This is a genomic window from Pantoea agglomerans NBRC 102470 (genome assembly GCF_001598475.1).
In the GTDB taxonomy this organism is placed as follows: Bacteria; Pseudomonadota; Gammaproteobacteria; order Enterobacterales; family Enterobacteriaceae; genus Pantoea; species Pantoea agglomerans.
Genome location: NZ_BCZA01000005.1, coordinates 397,128 through 416,928 on the forward strand (window position 1 = coordinate 397,128; position 19,801 = coordinate 416,928).

Consider the following 19,801-nt stretch of genomic DNA (forward strand, 5'->3'; position numbering starts at 1 on the left):
CTCCTCCCTAGAACCACTGACCAAAGCGACGGATGTAGAAACGCTTCATGCCCTGTGCCACCAGGCAGTAGCTGAACAGCGTCAGCACCAGCCACGGGAAATATTGCCATGGCAGTGGCACCAGACCGACCATCGCACCCAGCGGTGAGAACGGGATCAGGATGCCCAGCGCCATCACCGCCAGCGTCGTCAGCATCACCGGTAAGGTGGCGCGGCTCTGAATAAACGGAATCTTCCGGGTACGCAGCATATGCACTACCAGCGTCTGTGACAGCAGCCCCTCGATAAACCAACCGGACTGGAACAGCGACTGCACGCCTGCATGGTTAGCGCCGAAAACAAACCACATCAGCGCAAAGGTGGTGACGTCAAAAATTGACGAAGTCGGGCCCATCCACAGCATGAAGCGTTTGATGTTGCCGGCATCCCATTTACGCGGCTTATTCAGAAACTCACGGTCAACCTTGTCCCACGGCAGCGCCAGCTGGGAAACGTCATACATCAGGTTCTGAATCAGCAGATGAATCGACAGCATCGGCAGAAACGGAATAAAGGCACTGGCCACCAGCAGCGAGAAAACATTGCCGAAGTTGGAGCTGGCGGTCATGTTGAGATACTTGATGATGTTGCCAAAGGTCTCGCGTCCTTTGAGTACACCCTCATTCAGCACCTGTAAATCTTTCTCCAGCAGGATGATGTCCGATGAGGCTTTCGCCACATCTGCCGCGCTGTCCACGGAAATCCCGGTGTCAGCCGCCCGCAGCGCAGGCGCGTCATTAATGCCATCGCCCAGGAACCCGACGGTGTGACCGTTCTGCTGCATCAGCCGCACCAGACGGGATTTCTGCAGCGGCGTCAGCTGAGCAAACAGGGTGCAGCGCTCTGCTTCCTGCGCCAGCTCATCATCGTTCATCGCCTCAATCTGATCGCCGGTCAGCATCGCCGGATCGGTCAGCCCGACATCGGCACACACCCGCAGCGTCACTAGCGGATTGTCACCGGTCAGCACTTTCACTGTCACACCGCTGTCACGCAGGGCTTTAATCGCCTTACCCGCGCTGGCTTTAGGCGGATCGCGGAAGGTCAGCATTCCCTGGATAATCAGATCGCGCTCATCACTGTCGCTGAGCGGCGCGTGTAGCTCGCCATCACGGGTTGCCACCAGCAGCACGCGATAACCCTGCTGATGATAGTGTTCGGTCTGCGCCAGCAGCGCCGCACGCTGTGCCGCATCCAGTGCGACCACCGTGTCGCCCTGCCGCACGGCAATGCTGACGGCCAGCATCTCTTCCACTGCGCCTTTGCAGATCAGTTGTGAACGATGCTGAGTCAGATCCTCCACCAGCACCGACACCCGACGGCGGGTAAAATCAAACGGCAGCTCATCGATCAGCTGGAACTGGCTGCGCTGAGACTGTGAAATGACCTTGTCGCCCGCGCAGAGTAAGGCGCGATCCATCAGGTTTTTCGCGCCACTCTGGCTGCCGCTGTTGAGCCATGCCAGCAGCAGCACCTGTGCATCTTCGTTGCCCCGCGCATCCAGATGATGCGCCAGCAGGATGGTGTCCTGGGTCAGCGTGCCGGTTTTATCGGTACAGAGCACATCCATCGCGCCGAGGTTCTGAATGGCGTTGAGCTTTTTAACGATCACTTTGCGGCGTGACATCGCAATCGCGCCCTTAGCCAGGTTGGCGCTGACAATCATCGGCAGCATTTCCGGGGTCAGCCCAACCGCGACGGCCAGTGCAAACAGCGTGGCATCCATCCAGTCGCCTTTGGTGAAGCCGTTAATCAGCAGCACCACCGGAACCATCACCAGCATAAAGCGGATCAGCAGCTTGCTGACGCTGTTCACCCCGCGATCAAACGCGGTCTGCGGACGGCTTCCGGTCAGCGATGAGGCCAGTGAGCCGAACCAGGTCTCGCCGCCGGTCGCTACTACCACTGCGCTGGCTGTGCCGCTGGCCACGCTGGTGCCCATCAGGCAGATATTCGGTGATGCCAGCCGCTCCTGGGCGGTCTGACCTTCGGCATCGATACCCGCATCGCAGCTCTGTTTTTCAACCGGCAGCGACTCGCCGGTCAGCACCGCTTCACTGATAAACAGATTACGCGAACTCAGCAGACGGACATCGGCAGGCACCTGATCGCCGGTGCTGAGCAGAATGATATCGCCCGGCACCAGTTCACTCATATCCACATCCTGACGCTGCGCGGTTTCGCTGCCTGGCTCACGGCGCAACACGGTGACCTGGCTGCGCACCAGTGACTTCAGAGCCTGCGCCGCACGGTTAGTGCGAAACTCCTGCCAGAAGCGCAGCAGCCCGCTCAGCATCACCATGGTGAAGATGATGATCACGCCGGAGAGATCGGTCTCCTGACCGGCGCGCAGCGGCAGAATATAGTCGGTAAACAGGCTCACCAGCGCCAGGACCAGTAATACATAGATAAACGGGTTATTAAACGCCATCAGCAGCTGAATCAGCGCGGGTGGCGCTTTCTCATGCGCCACTTCATTACGGCCATACAAAGCCAGTCGTTTCGCCGCCTCAGCCTGAGTCAGACCCTGACGCTGACTGCGCAGGTTCGCCAGCGTCATATCAATGTGCTGGTCCGCCTGCTGCGCCACAGCAAACATTTTTTTACTTTTTTTATCATTACGGTTGCCGGATGAAGTGATCGCAACCTGTTCCAGTTTCATGTCGCTCATTTCGACATCTCCCTGATTTAAAGCAATAGTTGTCCTGCACGGGAAATAACGTGCATGGATAAAACCTGGCGTGGCCGGGTTATTTAATGGGGTGACTTTCAGAAACAGTCAGGTTATTCCGCCGGCGCGCTAAATAATGACGCGCGCAGGGTTACCTGACGCCGGTTATACGCGGCGTTTTAAAAGTCTGATATCAGCGATTGGGCGCAGCCTGGGCTACGCCAGACGGGGCGGAGGAAAAAGAGCGAATATAAACAGCAGCATAACGCGCACTCCTGGTGATAGCAGGATTAAAAATAAGGAGCGCGATCGTTAATTAAAGCGGGGATCGCTGCTCGCCGGTTGGCAAGCAGCAGAGGAAACTCAGCTTGCCAGAATAAAGGTTAATCTCGGGTGACTGTCCAACTGAATTCTCCTGAAGTTATCTGCCGCCATTATAAAGAGAGGCCGGCTTCGGTAAAGCAATAACGTATTGAATAACGGTTTCGTTGAGGATTTGTTTCTGCTCAGGTTGCCGCTTCGGTAACAGCGTGGCGATCTTCTTATAACCTCCAGGTAATGCTTATAACCTTTTGGCATATGATTAGCCCATATTCGACTATTCTTCGCATCGGCCCTTTCGTAAACTCGCGTAACTTTTTAGAGGCAAGGAAATTTCATGAAAACTATAATTCCATCACTGCTGGCGCTGACGCTGGCTGCCGCCTTCACAGCCCAGGCCACAACACCAAAAGATACGCTGGTGATTGCACAATCAACTGACGACGCAGACAGCTTCGACCCGGCCAAAGGGTTTGAACTGACCAGCGTTCAGGCTTTTACGAACATCTATCAGCGCCTGGTACAGTCTGACCCGCAGAATCCGGTGGACCTGAAACCTACACTGGCCACCTCTTGGCAGCCCGGCAGCGACAACCGCAGCCTGACCTTTGAACTGCGTAAAGATGCGAAATTCTCTACCGGCAACCCGCTGCGTCCGGAAGATGTGATCTTCTCGCTGGGCCGCGTGGTGAAGCTGAACCTCGATCCCTCTTTCATCCTGACGCAGCTCGGCTGGAACAAAGATAACGTCGATGGCTTCCTGAAGAAAGTCGACGACAATCATGTGCAGATCAGCTGGACCGCCAACGTCAGCCCGACCTACGTCCTGAGCCTGCTCTCTGCCCCGGTTTCGTCCATCATTGATGAAAAAACCGCGATGGCGAACCAGAAGAACGGCGATTTCGGTAACGCCTGGCTGGCCACCCACTCGGCGGGCAGCGGCCCGTATCAGATCCGCAAAGTGGTGATGCATCAGGTGGTGCTGCTCAGCGCTAACCCGACCTCACCAGCGGGCGCGCCAAAAATGAAGAACATCCTGATCAAAAACGTGCCTGAACCGGCTGCGCGTCGTCTGCTGCTGGAACAGGGTGATGCCGATATCGCCCGTAACCTGGGTGCCGATCAGATTGCTGCGCTGAACGGCAAACCGGGCGTGAAGACGGAAGCGATTCCAATGGCGTCGCTCTACTACATCCAGTTCAACATCGGCGCGAACGAGACGATGAAGAACCCGGCCTTCTGGGAAGCGGCACGCTACCTGTGGGATTACAAAGGCATCGCCAGTGAGCTGCTGAAAGGCCAGTTCGACGTGCATCAGAGCTTCCTGCCTAAGGGCTTCCTGGGCGCGATCAACGACACGCCATACAGCTACGATCCGGAAAAAGCCAAAGCGATTCTGAAGAAAGCGGGCCTGAACAACGTCACCTTCAAGCTCTCCACCAGCAACCAGCCGCCTTATCTGGATATCGCACAGGCGCTGCAGGGCAGCTTCGCCAAAGCGGGCGTGAAAGTGGAAGTGGTGCCGGGTCTGAGCTCCGAAGTGTCGACCAACGTGAAAGCGCATAAATATGAAGCGACGCTGAACGCCTGGGGCTCCGATTACTTCGATCCCAACACCAATGCCGCCTCGTTTGCTTACAACCCGGAAGATGGCAGCAAAACCATCGCCTTCCGTTCAGACTGGCACATTCCTGAGCTGAACAAGCAGGTGATTGCGGCGACCGCCGAGAGCGATCCGAAGAAACGCGTGGCGCTGTATGAAGCGATGCAGCGTGAAGTGATGAAGAACTCACCGTATGTGATTGGGATGCAGGCGAAGAACCTGATCGCCCTGCGCGACAACCTGAAAGGCTATGTACAGGGCATTAACCCTGACATGGTGTATTACTCGCAGGTCACTAAGTAATGGCACAGTCTGTTCCTTCAGCCGGGTTCGCCCGGCTTTTTTGGCAGCGTGGCGGGCGCCTGATCGGTAGCGTACTGTCGCTGCTGGTTACGCTGCTTGGCCTGCTCGCCTTCACCTTTATGCTGTCGCATCTCTCGCCGATCGATCCGGTGCAGCAGATCGCCGGCGATCACGCCAGTGAAGCGACCTATGAGCAGGTGCGTCATGACCTGGGTCTCGACCAGCCGGTGCTGATGCAGTTCTGGCGCTACGTCGAACATCTGGCGCAGGGCGATCTGGGCGTCTCCCGTCTCACCAATCAGTCGGTGAGCGGCGACCTGATGACCACCTTCCCCGCCACCATCGAGCTGGCGACCTGCGCGATGATCTTCGCGGTGGTGTTCGGTGTGACGCTGGCGCTGCTGGCCGCCTGGAAACCGGGGAGCTGGATCGATAATCTCGCCCGCTTTGTCTCGCTGCTGGGCTACTCGGTGCCGGTGTTCTGGCTCGGCCTGCTGGGCCTGCTGCTCTTTTATGCGGTGCTGCACTGGTCCGCCGGACCGGGACGGCTGGATGATATCTGGGTCTACACCCTGGAGCCGAAAACCGGCTTTGTGCTGATCGACAGCTGGCTGTCGGGTGAACCGGAGATGTTCCGCAATGCAATTGCGCACCTCTGGCTGCCGGTGGTGATCCTCGGCCTGCTGGCGATGGCGGGCATTACCCGCCTGCTGCGTGCTGCGCTGCTGGAAGAGAGCAGCAAAGAGTATGTGGTGCTGGCGCGTGCTAAAGGCGCGGGTCGGGTGCGCATCCTGCTGCGCCATATCTTCCCCAACGTGCTGGGCACGCTGGTCACGGTGATCGCCCTCTCCTACGCTACGCTGCTGGAAGGCTCGGTGCTGACTGAAACCGTCTTCGCCTGGCCAGGTGTGGGTCGCTATATGACCAATGCGCTGTTCTCCGGCGATGTGCCGGCGATTCTGGGCTCAACCCTGTTAATCGGCAGCTGCTTTATCCTGATTAACACCCTGGCGGATGTTTTAACCTGGTTAACCGATCCGAGAACCCGATGACGCAACAACTCTCTGAACTCGAAACGCTGCGACCACGCCGTCGCCGGCAACGCGTTACCTCGTTAACCGTTGGGCTGACGCTGGTGGCGATTCTTATCCTGATGGCACTGCTGGCGCCGCTGATTGCGCCGTTCGATCCGAACGTGCAGACCATGTCGAGCCGTCTGCTGGCCCCGTCGGCACAGCACTGGTTCGGCACCGACGGCTTTGGCCGCGATCTGCTGTCGCGCGTGATTTACGGCGCGCGTCCGACCCTGCTGCTGGTGTCGCTGATTCTGGTGCTGACCATTCCGGCCGGGCTGCTGATCGGCATCACCGCCGGTTACGTGGGCGGCTGGACCGAACGCCTGCTGATGCGCATTACCGATATCTTCCTTTCGCTGCCCAACCTGGTGATCGCGCTGGCGCTGGTGGCGATTCTCGGCCCTGGCCTGATGAACGGCGCACTGGCGCTGGCACTGACCAGCTGGCCGCCGTTTGCCCGTCAGGCACGCGCTGAAACCCTGGCACTGCGCCGCAGCGACTACCTTGCTGCCGCGCGGATGCAGGGGATTACGGGCTTTCGCCTGATGTTCGGTCATATCCTGCCGCTCTGCATGCCGACGGCGGTTGTCCGCGCCGCACTGAGCCTGGGCGGGATTATCCTGGCTGCGGCCGGACTCGGTTTCCTCGGTATGGGCGTTCAGCCGCCGACGGCGGAATGGGGTTCGATGGTGGCCGAAGGCAGTAAAGTCATTTTTGATCAGTGGTGGGTTGCTGCTGCACCGGGCGCGGCGATTCTGTTTGCCAGCCTGGCCTTTAACCTGACAGGCGATGGCCTGCGCGACCGACTGGATACCCGTCATGCAAAATAATCTGCTCCATGCCGAGGGGCTGACCATTCGCAGCGACGATGCGCTGCTGGTCGATAACATCAGTTTTTCCGTAGGCCGCGAACGTGTGGCGCTGGTCGGTGAGTCCGGTTCCGGCAAGTCACTGACCGCCCGCAGCCTGATGGGCTTACTCTCGCCCGCGCTGCATCTGCAGGCCAGCCAGCTCCAGGTGGCCGGTGAAAATGCGCTGACGCTGAGCGAGCGTCACTGGAACCAGCTGCGCGGTAACCGCGTGGCGATGGTGATGCAGGACCCGAAGTATGCCCTTAACCCAACGCGCACCATTGGCTGGCAGGTTGAAGAGCCGCTGATCCTGCATCGCCGTCTGAGCCGTGCCGAGCGTAAAGAGAAAGTGTGTGAAATGCTGGATGCGGTCGGCCTTCCCGATCCGCGTCGTCTGATGCAGCAGTATCCGCATCAGCTCTCTGGCGGCATGGGCCAGCGCGTGATGCTGGCGATCGCCCTGATTACCGATCCGGACTTCCTGATCGCCGATGAACCGACCTCCGCGCTGGATCATGCCATGCGCGATCAGGTGCTGGCGCTGATCCGCGGTCTGGTGGAGGCGCGCAACATGGGCCTGCTGCTGATCAGCCATGATTTGCAGCAGGTTTCAGAACATTGCGAGCGGGTGATGGTGATGTATAAAGGCCGGTTGCTGGATACGCTGCCCGCCGCCGATCTGCCGCACGCTACCCATCCCTACACCCGCACGCTGTGGGCCTGCCGTCCGGGCAAAGCGACCCACGGACAGACTTTACCGGTGCTGGACCGCGCTGCGCTGGAGGCGAATGATGATTAAGCTGCAGAATCTAAGCGTCGCCCACAAACAGGGTTACGAGCTGCGCACCGTGGTGCATGAGGTTAACCTGGAGGTTAACGCTGGCGAGTGTTTTGGTCTGGTGGGTCCGTCAGGCTGCGGCAAGTCGTCGCTGCTGTGGGTGCTGGCAGGTCTGAACCCACACTGGCAGGGTCAGATGCAGCTTGCCGGTCACGAAGTTCAGCCGGGTAAAGCTTTCACCGGAGCGCTGCGTCAGGAAGTGCAGATGGTGTTTCAGGATCCCTATGCCTCGCTGCATCCGCGTCACCGGCTGCGTCGCACACTGGCGGAGCCGCTGAAGCTGCTGAAACGCGACAATATCAACGATCGTATCGATCAGGGCTTCCGTCACGTCGGACTCGATCCCGCCCTGGCGGATCGCTATCCGCATCAGCTCTCCGGCGGTCAGCGTCAGCGCGTTGCCATCGTGCGCGCCCTGCTGCTGCAACCGAAGATCCTGCTGCTGGATGAGCCGACGTCGGCGCTGGATATGTCAGTGCAGGCGGAGATCCTCAATCTGCTCAACGATCTGAAACAGCAGGATGGCCTGACCATGGTGCTGGTCAGCCACGATCCCGACGTGATCGATCACATGTGCGATCGCGCCGTGCACATGTCGCAGGGTCGCATCATCGAACAGATCTCTGCCTGAAATCAGGCCGGACGGCGTTCACCTGCCGTCCGGCGCTGCTGCATCCGCCGCGCCTTTCTGTAACATCCCCTTCTTCCGCCATTAGCGTCATCCTCTCCATTGCCAGAACGGCGCGCTGTTCTCTTCCTCTGAGTCATTAGATTGCCACGCGACGCTGTAAACCTTTACAGGCTGAAGCAGGCACGCGAATGCGACAGCGCAAAACGCAGCGGCTGGCTGATGCGGTATACTCGCGACCATTATTTCATGAGAGGAAAAAGCAATGACGGTAAAACTACGTCCGCTGGAACGGGAAGACCTGCACTTTGTCCATCAGCTGGATAACAACGCCAGCGTGATGCGTTACTGGTTTGAGGAGCCGTATGAGGCGTTTGTGGAACTGTCCGATCTCTACAACAAGCACATTCACGATCAGACCGAACGTCGCTTTGTGGTCGAGCACAGCGGGCAGAAAGCGGGATTAGTGGAACTGGTGGAAATCAACCATGTGCACCGGCGCGCCGAGTTTCAGATCATTATCGATCCGGCGCATCAGGGCAAAGGACTGGCAACCCAGGCGGCAAAACTGGCGATGGATTACGGCTTCTCGGTACTGAATCTTTACAAGCTCTACCTGATTGTCGATCAGGAGAACGAAAAAGCGATCCACATCTACACCAAACTCGGCTTCGAGATCGAAGGCGTGCTTAAACATGAGTTTTTCATCAACGGGGAGTACCGCAACACCATCCGCATGTGCATTTTCCAGCATCAGTATCTGGAACGCCATAAAACGCCAGGCGGAATGGTGAAGCCGACCGCGCAGTAATCAGCCGCGCGCGCCAACCGGGTTCATAAAGGGACGCGGGTGTTCAGGCTTAAGGTCGTACATGCCGCCATAGAAGGGATCGACCAGCAGCCAGCCGGGGAAGCCACCCAGCGGGATATTGCCCAGCAGATACCACAGGTTAGCGCGTGCCTCGATAGGCACCGTGACCGGCACGTAGCCCGGACTTTCCAGCATCAGCAGGTAGTGCTTTTTGCCGAAGTAGCGGCCGGTAGATTTTTCCAGTTCAACGGTCTGCGGCGTGAAACCCTGCGCAACCGCATAGCCACGCTCATCCTGCACGGTAAAGCGCGCGCCCTGCGGCAAGGAGTCGATGCGCACCAGTTGGGTTTCATTGCCGACAATGGTGGCACAGCCGCTAAGCAGCAGCGCGGCGGCCAGGGCCAGAATTCGCTGTTTCATGAAGGGGTCCACAGAGTGATCAGTGATCAGAGTGTAGACCGCCCTCTCCGCCTCAATCGGGCTATCATCGCCCGATTCAGCCAGCTTATTGCGGTTGACAAGCGCGGGCGATAGCCGCGATGTCGTTGGGTGAGGTGCGACAGCAGCCGCCAATCAGCTTCGCGCCCGCCTGCTGCCACTCTGCCAGTTTGTCATACAACGTGCAGCCTGATGGCGCTGAGTGCCAGGTTTTGCTGCTGGCATCATACTGCTCGCCAGAGTTGGGATAGACCACCAGCGGCTTGTCGGTCAGCTTCTGCAACTGCTGCAGCGCAGGCGTCACGCTCTCAAGTGCCACACAGTTGATTCCCACGGCTACCACCTGCGGCTGCTGATTCAGCCAGCTCACGACGTCTGACAGCGGCGTGCCGTCGCTGATGTGTCCGGCGTCACGCAGGGTAAACGAGAACCAGGCGCGGCCTTCAGGAAATTCAGCCAGCAGCTTCACCAGCGCCTGCGCTTCGGCAAACGAAGGCAGGGTTTCGCAGGCCAGCAGATCGGCACCCGCCGCCAACAGCGCCTGCACGCGTGGGCGGTGAAACGCCATCATCTCCGCTTCCGGCAACGCATAGTCGCCGCGATATTCCGAACCATCCGCCAGGAAGGCGCCATAGGGACCGACCGATCCCGCTACCAGCAGCGTTTTCGCGTCGGGCCGGACCGCCAGATAATCGTGACGGGCGCGTCGCGCCAGCTCGACGCTCTGCGCGATCAACGCCAGTGACTCCGCCTCATCAAGGCCACGTGTGGCAAAGCCCTGCGGCGTCGCCTGATAGCTGGCGGTAATGGCACAGCGCGCGCCGGCGACAAAATAGTCGTAGTGCACCTGATAGATCAGCTCAGGATTTTCCATCAGCACCTTAGCTGACCATAACGCATCGACCAGATGACAGCCGCGGGCTTCCAGCTCGGTGGCCAGGGCACCATCCAGAATCAGCAGTGGCGACTCCGTTAAAGCCTGTGCGACAGGGTTATACGACATCATTGGCCTCCTCAGGCTTCGGGGATGATTTGTGGGTCAGATGGTAAGCGGCATAGCAGAACAGCACAAACGGGATGCCACACCACAGCGCGATACGCTGGGTCGGATCAAACGCCAGACCGACACAGGCCAGCAGGCAGAGCAGGAAACCCAGCACCGGCGTCAGCGGATAGAGCGGCGCACGGTAGGCCAGATCGGCCAGCGATTTGCCCTGCTGAAGATGACGACGACGGAAAACAAAATGCGAAGCGCAGATGCTGAGCCAGACGGCTACCACCGCAAAGCCGGAAATGGCCGACAGCGCCACAAACACCGTGTCTGGCGCCACCACGCTGGAGACCAGCGCCAGCAAACCACCCACCATGCTGACGGTGATCGCCAGCATCGGCACGCCGCGCTTGTTCACCCGGGCAAAGGCGCGCGGCAGCGTATTTTCATTGGCCAGCGACCAGAGCATCCGCCCGGAGGCATAGAGTCCGGAGTTGGCCGCAGACAGGATAGCGGTCAGAATCACAAAGTTAATAATGTCAGCCGCCCACGGGATGCCGATCTTTTCGAAGACCAGCACGAACGGGCTTTTCACGATACCCGCCTGATCCATAGGAATCAGCGCCGCCAGCACAAATACCGTGCCGATGAAGAAGATAATCAGCCGGGCCACGGTAGTACGGATCGCCAGCGGCAGCACTTTCTCCGGCTGCTGGGTTTCACCGGCCGCAATACCGATCAGCTCGGTGCCGGAAAAAGCGAAGTTGACTGCCACCATGGTCATCAGAATCGGCAGTACACCGTTAGGCAGCCAGCCGTGCGCCGTCAGGTTGCTCAGGCCCGGTGCGGGCGTGCCATCCTTCATCGGGATAAACCCAAACATCGCCGCACCCCCGAGCACGATAAAGGCGACGATCGTTACCACCTTAATCAGGGAGAACCAGAACTCCCCTTCGGCGAAGAAGCGGGTTGAGATGACGTTCAGCAGATAGATGGCGCAGCAGAAGACCAGACACCAGATCCATACCGGGATCTGCGGGAACCAGTACTGCATACAGAAGCCCGCCGCCGTCAGGCTGGAGCCGAGGGCGACGGTCCAGGTGAGCCAGTAGAGCCAGGCCACGGTGTAGCCGGTTGCCGGGCTGAGATAGCGTGCGGCATAGACGTGGAACGCGCCGGTTTCCGGCATCGCCACCGAGAGTTCGCCCAGACAGACCATCACCAGCCAGACCACCAGCGCGCCAATCAGATAGGCGAGCAGCGTCCCCGCCGCCCCGGTGGTTGAAATGATGTAGCCGGTGTTAAAAAACAGGCCGGTGCCGATTACGCCGCCCAGCGATAACATCACCAGATGGCGCACTTTCATGGTGCGTTTAAATTGTTCCTGCGAGGGAGTTGGCTGTTCGCTCATCACTTTTATCCGTATGGACGTCTAAACATCTATAAGGAACAGTTTTATACGCGTCACAGCCGGTAATTGCAACGGCAGGGAAACAGGGAGGAGGTAAAGGCGGTTCAGTGCCCCGTCGCGGCGGGGCCTGATGCGTTAGCCGAAAACGCTTTGAATATAACGTTCCAGCGCCATGCGGGAACTAAATCCGTGCGGGATGCCGTAGTGTTCCTGTGAATCACCCGCCAGGTAGAGAGGGAATTGGGTGTAGTGATCGCAGGTCTTCATTTCTGAAGCAGGTTCAGCGAACGGCTGGCTCTTCTCTTTCAGTGTCGGGTGAATGACGAGTGCCATGCGCCCCATGCGCGCTTCGCGATTCACATAAACATAGTTCTCTCCACGGCGATAACCATAGGCCCGTGGGGTAATTTCATCGACTTCGAAACCCGCTTTTTCCAGTACGCGCGCTACCTCATCTGGTCGTAAATACATGCTCGATCCTCTCCTCTTTCAAAAGCTTCGCAACCTTACAACAGCATGACAGAGTGGGCATTCGGAATTTTCCCTAAAGAACACTCCCGCGTCTCGTTTATCTCAAGGTCGTCTACACTAGTATTACGTTTTTAAATCAAAGGGAGCTAAAAAATGTTTAATCGCACTGTAAAAAACGATGACATTGATATTAATCAGGATGTTAACGAACTGGCCGATTCACTGGAAGCGCTGCTGAAATCTTACGGCAGTGACGCCAAAGACGAAGTGGATTCTGCACGCAGTCAGGCAGAAAAGCTGCTGAAACAGACCCGCTCCAGACTGAACGGCGGCAGCAACCGTGTTTCACAGGTTGCGCGTGATGCCAGTGCGCAGGTTGACACCTATGTCCATGACAAGCCATGGCACGGTGTTGGTATCGGTGCCGCTTTCGGTATCGTAGTGGGTGTGCTGCTGGCTTCACGCCGCTAAGCTCAACTCTAAAAAATCCCCTGAGCCCTGCCCTGTGCGGGGCTTTTTTATGCCCTTTTTCTGGCTGGTGACATTTACAAAAGATTTTTCCAGGCTGCAGGGCGCATCCCTGCTGGCTTTGCCGCTGTTGCGCAAATGCAAATCATAAAACCCTATATCTGGTGGGCTTGACCCACAAAACCACTACATCTAGTATTTATCTCATCAGCACGACACCAGATGTCCGGCAGAATGAGGCCCGCAACCTGCTCCTCCAGCTCTGTTTCCTGACATCAGAACCGCATACAGAGGGAAATACGAATCATGCGCATTATTATTTACACTAAAGATAACTGTGTCCAGTGCACGGCAACCAAAAATGCGATGGACCGTCAGGGTCTCGCCTATCAGCTTATCAATCTCGACAGCCAGCCCGAGGCGATCGACAACCTGAAATCACTGGGTTACCGCCAGGTACCGGTCGTGATGGCAGATAACGATCACTGGAGCGGTTTCCGCCCGGACAAAATCGCCACGCTGCGCTCGCTTTCTGCTGTCGGGGGATAAACACATGTTCCCGCTGGTCTATTTTTCCAGCCAGTCGGAAAACACCCACCGGTTTGTGACGCGCCTCGGCCTGCCTGCCCGGCGCATCCCGCTTGATGCCCGGCAACAACTGCATATCGACCAGCCCTATATTCTGGTCGTGCCCAGCTATGGCGGTGGCAGCAGTCGCGGTGCGGTGCCCGGTCAGGTGATTCAGTTTCTTAATGATGAGGCGAACCGACGCGGCATTCGTGGCGTGATCGCAGCGGGCAACCGTAACTTCGGTGCCGGGTACTGCCTGGCGGGCAGCATCATTGCAAAAAAATGTCAGGTTCCCTGCCTCTACCGCTTCGAGCTGATGGGAACGCCTGACGATATCGCGAAAGTTAAAGCGGGAGTAACCCAATTTTGGCAACAACAGACACCCTCAACGGCGTGACGCTCGATTATCACGCCCTTAATGCCATGCTTAATCTCTACGACGCCGAGGGCCGCATCCAGTTTGACAAGGATCGCGAAGCGACACGTCAGTTTTATCTGCAGCATGTGCAACCCAATACCGTCCCCTTCAATAGCTGCGCTGAGCGTTTACGCTATCTGGTGGCAGAGAGCTATTACGAAGCGGAAGTACTGAACCAGTACGATTTTTCGTTCCTGCTTGCGCTGCATGAGGTGGCGGAAAATTGGGGCTTTGAGTTCAAAACCTTTCTCGGTGCCTGGAAATACTACACCAGCTACACCCTGAAGACCTTCGACGGCAAACGCTATCTGGAAACCTTCGAGCAGCGCGCCTGCATGGTGGCGCTGACGCTGGCTCAGGGCGATGAAAAGCTTGCGCGGGCCCTGCTGGAGGAGATCCTCAGCGGCCGTTTCCAGCCCGCCACGCCAACTTTTCTGAACTGCGGCAAACAGCAACGCGGTGAGCTGGTCTCCTGCTTCCTGCTGCGCATCGAAGACAATATGGAGTCGATTGGTCGCGCGGTGAATTCGGCACTGCAGCTCTCAAAGCGCGGCGGCGGCGTCGCCTTTTTGCTGTCGAACCTGCGTGAGTCCGGTGCGCCAATCAAACGTATTGAAAATCAGTCGTCGGGCGTTATCCCGGTGATGAAAATGCTGGAGGATGCCTTCTCTTATGCGAATCAGCTCGGCGCGCGTCAGGGCGCTGGCGCGGTGTGGCTCAATGCGCACCATCCCGATATTTTCCGCTTCCTTGATACCAAGCGCGAAAACGCCGATGAGAAGATCCGCATCAAAACCCTGTCGCTGGGCGTGGTGATCCCCGATATCACCTTCCAGCTGGCAAAAGAGAACAAACCGATGGCGCTGTTCTCGCCCTACGACGTTGAACGGATCTACGGCCAGGCCTTTGGCGATATCAGCATCAGCGAGAAGTATGACGAGATGCTGGCCGACGACCGCATCCGTAAAACCTATATTCAGCCACGCGACTTCTTCCAGACGCTGGCCGAGATTCAGTTTGAGTCGGGCTATCCCTACATCATGTATGAGGACAGCGTGAACCGCAGTAACCCGATTGCCGGTCGCATCAATATGAGCAACCTCTGCTCTGAGATCCTGCAGGTGAACAGCGCCAGCGAGTACAATGACGATCTCAGCTATCGCCGGATCGGCAAAGATATCTCCTGTAATCTCGGCTCACTGAACATTGCGCACGCCATGGATTCACGCGATCTGGCGCGTACCGTGGATGTGGCGATCCGCGCCCTGACCTCGGTGTCGATGATGAGCGAAATTGGCTCGGTGCCCTCGGTCGCCGAAGGCAATCGCCGTTCGCACGCCATTGGCTTGGGTCAGATGAACCTGCACGGCTATCTGGCGCGGGAAGGCATCGCCTACGGTTCACCGGAAGCGCTGGATTTCACTAATCTCTACTTCTACTGCATCACCTATTATGCGCTGCGCACCTCTAATCAGCTGGCACAGGAGCGTCAGCAGACCTTCGACGGCTTTACGGAATCGCAGTACGCCAGCGGCGTCTACTTCGATAAGTATCTGCAGCGCGAATGGCTGCCGCGCACGCAACGGGTAGCGACGCTGTTTGCGGATGCCGGACTGACGCTGCCGACACAGGCGGACTGGCAGGCGCTGCGCGACGCGGTGATGCAGCACGGACTATTTAATCAGAACCTGCAGGCGATCCCGCCAACCGGTTCAATCTCCTACATTAACCATGCCACCTCCAGCATCCATCCGATTGTCTCCCCTATCGAGATCCGCAAAGAGGGCAAAACCGGCCGCGTCTACTATCCCGCGCCGTTTATGACCAATGAGAATCTCCATCTCTATCAGGATGCGTATCAGATTGGGCCGGAAGCGATTATTGATACCTACGCAGAAGCGACTCAGCATGTCGATCAGGGCCTGTCGCTGACGCTGTTCTTCCGCGATGACGTCTCAACCCGTGACATCAACAAAGCGCAGATTTACGCGTGGAAAAAAGGCATTAAGACGCTCTATTACATTCGACTGCGCCAGATGGCGCTTCAGGGCACGGAGGTTCAGGGCTGCGTCTCATGCTCCCTGTGATGAAAATGATGAAACTAAAACAGATTCAGGCAATTAACTGGAACCGCATTCAGGATGACAAAGATCTTGAAGTGTGGAATCGTCTCACCAGCAACTTCTGGCTGCCCGAGAAAGTGCCGCTCTCCAACGATCTGCCCGGCTGGCAGACGCTGGATAAACAGCAGCAGCAGCTGACCATCCGGGTGTTCACCGGCCTGACGCTGCTCGACACTATCCAGAACGTGATCGGCGCGCCGGGGCTGATGGAAGATGCCATTACCCCGCACGAAGAGGCGGTGCTGTCGAATATCAGCTTTATGGAAGCGGTGCATGCCCGCTCCTACAGTTCGATCTTCTCAACGCTGTGTAACACCCAGGATGTGGATGCCGCTTATCAGTGGAGTGAAGAGAATGCGCCGCTGCAGAACAAGGCGCGCATCATTCTGGAACACTACCAGGCCGATGATCCGCTGAAGAAGAAGATCGCCAGCGTTTTCCTGGAGTCGTTTTTGTTCTATTCCGGCTTCTGGCTGCCGATGTACTGGTCGAGCCGTGGCAAGCTGACCAACACCGCTGACCTGATTCGCCTGATTATTCGCGATGAAGCGGTTCACGGTTACTACATCGGTTACAAATATCAGCAGGCGCTGGCTGCCGCTGACGATCTGCGCCGCGAAGAGCTGCAGCAGTTCGCCTATGATCTGCTGCTGGCGCTGTATGAGAACGAAGTGGCTTATACCGAGGCGCTCTATGCCGATGTCGGCTGGGTAGAGGAGGTGAAAACCTTCCTGCACTACAACGCCAACAAAGCGTTGATGAATCTGGGCTATGAGGCGCTGTTCCCGGCGGAGCTGACAGCGGTGAATCCGGCCATTCTGTCGGCTCTGTCGCCCAACGCCGACGAAAACCACGACTTCTTCTCCGGTTCAGGCTCCTCCTATGTGATGGGAAAAGCGGTCGAAACCGAAGACGAGGACTGGAATTTCTGAGGGTTACCGGGTGCTGTTTTGTCAGCATCCGGTTTTCTCTGGCAGTGCCGTGTCAGCCGCGCCATTCCGTCTAATCATAAGAAAAAAATATTACTGCAAAACAGCCTGACTATTTCACCGTTTGTTGATTCTGCCCCTTCCCGCATTTCCTTTTTTTTCGACCAATTATTCCACTGAATCCGATCGTTTCAGGCGTGATTATTTCCCTGCATCGGAATCCATTATTTCCGTAATATTTCACCCTGGTGACGCTTGTTTTTCTCCCTTTCACGCGGCAAATCGGCTGAAATGCCAAAAACCCGCCAATGATTTCACAAAAAATTAATCCACGCTTATCCCTTGTGAGCACTGAAGATAATCGGCATCTGAATGTCCCGCGGCCGGTCAATATTCCACTTCAGGGTTGTCAGATAACGTCAGTGTGCTACGGTATGGCCTGCTTAAATTTCAGCGGGAACGACAGGATAATATTAGATATTTCAACCAGGATTTAATGACTGCATGGCTATTAAGCTCGAAGTAAAAAATCTCTATAAGATATTTGGCGACAATCCGGATCGCGCGTTTAAATATATTGAAAAGGGTGCGACCAAAGATGTCATTCTTGAGAAGACCGGGCTCTCTCTTGGTGTAAAGAACGCCAGTCTGGCCATTGAAGAAGGCGAGATATTCGTCATCATGGGGTTATCCGGTTCAGGAAAATCGACCATGGTTCGCCTTCTCAATCGTCTGATAGAGCCGACGCGCGGTCAGGTGATTATTGACGGTGTCGATATTGCCAAAATATCAGCCAGCGAACTGCGTGACGTGCGCAGAAATAAAATCAGCATGGTATTCCAGTCATTTGCTTTGATGCCGCACATGAATGTATTAAATAATACGGCATTTGGTATGGAATTAGCGGGAGTCGCACTGGCTGAACGCCAGGAAAAAGCACTGGAAGCGTTACGTCAGGTCGGGCTGGAGAATTATGCGCACGCTTACCCGGATGAACTTTCCGGAGGGATGCGGCAGCGCGTCGGATTAGCCCGCGCCCTGGCTATCAATCCCGACATCTTATTAATGGATGAGGCCTTCTCCGCTCTGGATCCGTTGATTCGTACTGAAATGCAGGATGAACTGGTTAATTTACAAGCCAGGCATCAGCGCACCATCGTCTTTATTTCCCACGATCTTGATGAAGCGATGCGTATTGGCGACCGTATTGCCATTATGCAGGGCGGCGAAGTGATACAGGTTGGTACGCCGGATGAGATCCTGAATAACCCGGCCAATGACTATGTCCGCACCTTTTTCCGTGGCGTCGATATCAGTCACGTATTCAGCGCCAAAGATATCGCCCGTCGTAGCGCGGGAGCGTTGATCCGCAAAGCGCCAGGTTTCGGCCCGCGCTCCGCCATTAAGCTGCTGCAGGATGAAGACCGCGACTACGGTTACGTGCTGGAAAAACAGAAGTTTCTTGGCGTGGTCTCCACCGACTCGCTGAAAGCCGCGCTGGCAGCAGGTCTGGGACTCGATAGCGCCCTCCTCGACTCGCCAGCCGCGGTGCCCGCCGATACCTCACTGAGCGATCTGCTCTCGCACGTCGCTCAGGCGCCCTGTGCGGTGCCAGTGGTCGGCGAGGAGAATCAGTATGTCGGTATCATTTCCAAAAGCACGCTATTGCGCGCGTTAGATCGTGAAGGAGCCCAGCCATGAGTCAGGAAACCACCAATCCGTGGGATAGCGGCACCGCCGCCAGCAGTCAGGCTGCGCCCACCAGCAGCGGCGGTGCCGATGCCTGGGGCACGCCCGATGGCAGCGCGACACCCGATGCAGCCAGCAGCAGTGACTGGCTCAACAGCGCCCCTGCGCCCGCGCCGGAACATTTCAATATCATGGATCCGTTCCACAAAACCTGGATCCCGCTTGATCACTGGGTGACTACCGGCATCGACTGGGTGGTCAACCATTTCCGCCCGCTGTTTCAGGGTATCCGGGTACCGGTTGACTATATTCTCAGCGCCTTTCAGCAGCTGTTGCTGGGAATGCCCGCGCCGGTAGCGATTCTGGTGTTTGCGCTAATCGCCTGGCAGATCGCGACGCCCGCCATGGGCATCGCCACGCTGGTATCGCTGATCGTGATTGGCGCAATTGGCGCCTGGTCGCAGGCGATGGTCACGCTGGCGCTGGTGCTTACCGCGCTGATGTTCTGCATTCTCATCGGCCTGCCGCTGGGGATCTGGCTGGCCCGCAGTGAACGGGCAGCGCGTATCGTACGTCCCTTGCTGGATGCGATGCAGACGACACCCGCCTTTGTCTATCTGGTGCCGATTGTAATGCTGTTTGGTATCGGCAACGTGCCAGGCGTGGTGGTCACGATTATCTTCGCCCTGCCACCGATTGTGCGTCTGACTATTCTCGGCATTAAGCAGGTGCCCGCCGATCTGATCGAAGCGAGCGAATCCTTTGGTGCCAGTCCCCGTCAGCTGCTATTCAAAGTGCAGTTGCCGCTGGCGATGCCCACCATTATGGCGGGCGTTAATCAGACCCTGATGCTGGCGCTGTCGATGGTGGTGATCGCCTCGATGATCGCCGTGGGCGGACTCGGTCAGATGGTTCTGCGCGGTATTGGCCGTCTCGATATGGGGCTGGCTACGGTGGGTGGCGTGGGGATTGTGATCCTTGCCATTATCCTTGACCGCCTGACCCAATCGTTTGGTCGCGATAGCCGCAGCCGCGGTAATCGTCACTGGTATCACACCGGCCCGCTGGGCCTGATCTTCTCTCCTTCGCGTAAAAAATAATCTGTCGGGCGGCGCCTGCGCGCCGCCCATCCTGACGCGACATCTGAAATAA

The 19,801-nt window shown here is 57.3% G+C and carries 18 protein-coding genes; 13 read left to right on the top strand and 5 right to left on the bottom strand.

Annotated features, from left to right (window positions below; all coding sequences use genetic code 11):
• Positions 1–7: 7 nt before the first annotated feature.
• Entirely contained in the window at positions 8–2,710 is a 2,703-nt protein-coding gene (gene mgtA / locus PAG01S_RS12410) for a magnesium-translocating P-type ATPase (RefSeq protein WP_062758852.1), read from the bottom strand.
• A gap of 658 nt (positions 2,711–3,368) precedes the next feature.
• Between mgtA and PAG01S_RS12415 the strand changes: the two genes are divergently transcribed.
• The 6 genes from PAG01S_RS12415 (at position 3,369) to speG (ending at position 9,141) form a co-directional block, all read left to right on the top strand.
• Entirely contained in the window at positions 3,369–4,937 is a 1,569-nt protein-coding gene (locus PAG01S_RS12415) for an ABC transporter substrate-binding protein (RefSeq protein ID WP_062758854.1), read from the top strand.
• Positions 4,937–5,989: an ABC transporter permease gene (locus tag PAG01S_RS12420; protein WP_010257745.1), complete on the top strand. Its 1,053-nt coding sequence runs from the start codon at positions 4,937–4,939 to the stop codon at positions 5,987–5,989. The genes PAG01S_RS12415 and PAG01S_RS12420 overlap by 1 nt, the downstream gene beginning before the upstream one ends.
• The gene (locus tag PAG01S_RS12425; protein WP_010257750.1) at positions 5,986–6,843 is read left to right on the top strand and encodes an ABC transporter permease; all 858 of its coding nucleotides are present in this window, start codon (positions 5,986–5,988) and stop codon (positions 6,841–6,843) included. Before PAG01S_RS12420 ends, PAG01S_RS12425 begins: the two co-directional genes overlap by 4 nt.
• On the top strand, positions 6,833–7,663 hold the full coding sequence (locus PAG01S_RS12430) for an ABC transporter ATP-binding protein (protein WP_031594057.1): 831 nt from the start codon (positions 6,833–6,835) through the stop codon (positions 7,661–7,663). The genes PAG01S_RS12425 and PAG01S_RS12430 overlap by 11 nt, the downstream gene beginning before the upstream one ends.
• The gene (locus PAG01S_RS12435; RefSeq protein ID WP_033758674.1) at positions 7,656–8,333 is read left to right on the top strand and encodes an ABC transporter ATP-binding protein; all 678 of its coding nucleotides are present in this window, start codon (positions 7,656–7,658) and stop codon (positions 8,331–8,333) included. The genes PAG01S_RS12430 and PAG01S_RS12435 overlap by 8 nt, the downstream gene beginning before the upstream one ends.
• A 262-nt stretch (positions 8,334–8,595) precedes the next feature.
• Positions 8,596–9,141 (top strand): spermidine N1-acetyltransferase, encoded by a 546-nt coding sequence (speG, locus tag PAG01S_RS12440; RefSeq protein WP_003850356.1) that lies wholly within the window; start codon positions 8,596–8,598, stop codon positions 9,139–9,141.
• On the opposite strand, the gene PAG01S_RS12445 is transcribed toward speG, so the two are convergent.
• The 4 genes from PAG01S_RS12445 to PAG01S_RS12460 all read right to left on the bottom strand — a co-directional run bounded on the left by PAG01S_RS12445 (position 9,142) and on the right by PAG01S_RS12460 (position 12,452).
• Complete coding sequence (locus PAG01S_RS12445) at positions 9,142–9,561, bottom strand: hypothetical protein (protein ID WP_010257757.1); 420 nt, start codon at positions 9,559–9,561, stop codon at positions 9,142–9,144.
• Positions 9,562–9,646: 85 nt separating this feature from the next.
• Positions 9,647–10,582, bottom strand: a complete 936-nt coding sequence (gene mmuM / locus PAG01S_RS12450; RefSeq protein ID WP_062758856.1) for a homocysteine S-methyltransferase — start codon at positions 10,580–10,582, stop codon at positions 9,647–9,649.
• Positions 10,572–11,981, bottom strand: a complete 1,410-nt coding sequence (gene mmuP / locus PAG01S_RS12455; RefSeq protein WP_033758676.1) for an S-methylmethionine permease — start codon at positions 11,979–11,981, stop codon at positions 10,572–10,574. The genes mmuM and mmuP overlap by 11 nt, the downstream gene beginning before the upstream one ends.
• Positions 11,982–12,116: 135 nt before the next feature.
• Entirely contained in the window at positions 12,117–12,452 is a 336-nt protein-coding gene (locus PAG01S_RS12460) for a DUF2002 family protein (protein WP_003850360.1), read from the bottom strand.
• A gap of 153 nt (positions 12,453–12,605) precedes the next feature.
• Here PAG01S_RS12460 and PAG01S_RS12465 point away from each other — a divergent pair, with 153 nt between their 5' ends.
• The 7 genes from PAG01S_RS12465 (at position 12,606) to proW (ending at position 19,749) form a co-directional block, all read left to right on the top strand.
• The gene (locus PAG01S_RS12465) at positions 12,606–12,923 is read left to right on the top strand and encodes a DUF883 family protein (protein WP_010257764.1); all 318 of its coding nucleotides are present in this window, start codon (positions 12,606–12,608) and stop codon (positions 12,921–12,923) included.
• 303 nt (positions 12,924–13,226) lie between these two features.
• Positions 13,227–13,469 (top strand): glutaredoxin-like protein NrdH, encoded by a 243-nt coding sequence (gene nrdH / locus PAG01S_RS12470; protein WP_003850362.1) that lies wholly within the window; start codon positions 13,227–13,229, stop codon positions 13,467–13,469.
• A 4-nt stretch (positions 13,470–13,473) separates the two neighbouring features.
• On the top strand, positions 13,474–13,887 hold the full coding sequence (gene nrdI, locus PAG01S_RS12475) for a class Ib ribonucleoside-diphosphate reductase assembly flavoprotein NrdI (protein ID WP_033778606.1): 414 nt from the start codon (positions 13,474–13,476) through the stop codon (positions 13,885–13,887).
• Positions 13,857–15,995, top strand: coding sequence for a class 1b ribonucleoside-diphosphate reductase subunit alpha (gene nrdE, locus PAG01S_RS12480; protein ID WP_073970668.1), 2,139 nt, complete (start codon positions 13,857–13,859; stop codon positions 15,993–15,995). Before nrdI ends, nrdE begins: the two co-directional genes overlap by 31 nt.
• A gap of 8 nt (positions 15,996–16,003) precedes the next feature.
• The gene (nrdF, locus tag PAG01S_RS12485; RefSeq protein ID WP_010257777.1) at positions 16,004–16,963 is read left to right on the top strand and encodes a class 1b ribonucleoside-diphosphate reductase subunit beta; all 960 of its coding nucleotides are present in this window, start codon (positions 16,004–16,006) and stop codon (positions 16,961–16,963) included.
• Between the two features lie 501 nt (positions 16,964–17,464).
• Positions 17,465–18,661, top strand: coding sequence for a glycine betaine/L-proline ABC transporter ATP-binding protein ProV (gene proV / locus PAG01S_RS12490; RefSeq protein ID WP_010672155.1), 1,197 nt, complete (start codon positions 17,465–17,467; stop codon positions 18,659–18,661).
• Positions 18,658–19,749 carry a glycine betaine/L-proline ABC transporter permease ProW gene (proW, locus tag PAG01S_RS12495; RefSeq protein WP_022624068.1) on the top strand — a complete coding sequence of 364 codons (1,092 nt, stop codon included), beginning with the start codon at positions 18,658–18,660 and terminating at the stop codon, positions 19,747–19,749. The genes proV and proW overlap by 4 nt, the downstream gene beginning before the upstream one ends.
• The last annotated feature ends 52 nt before the right edge of the window (positions 19,750–19,801 follow it).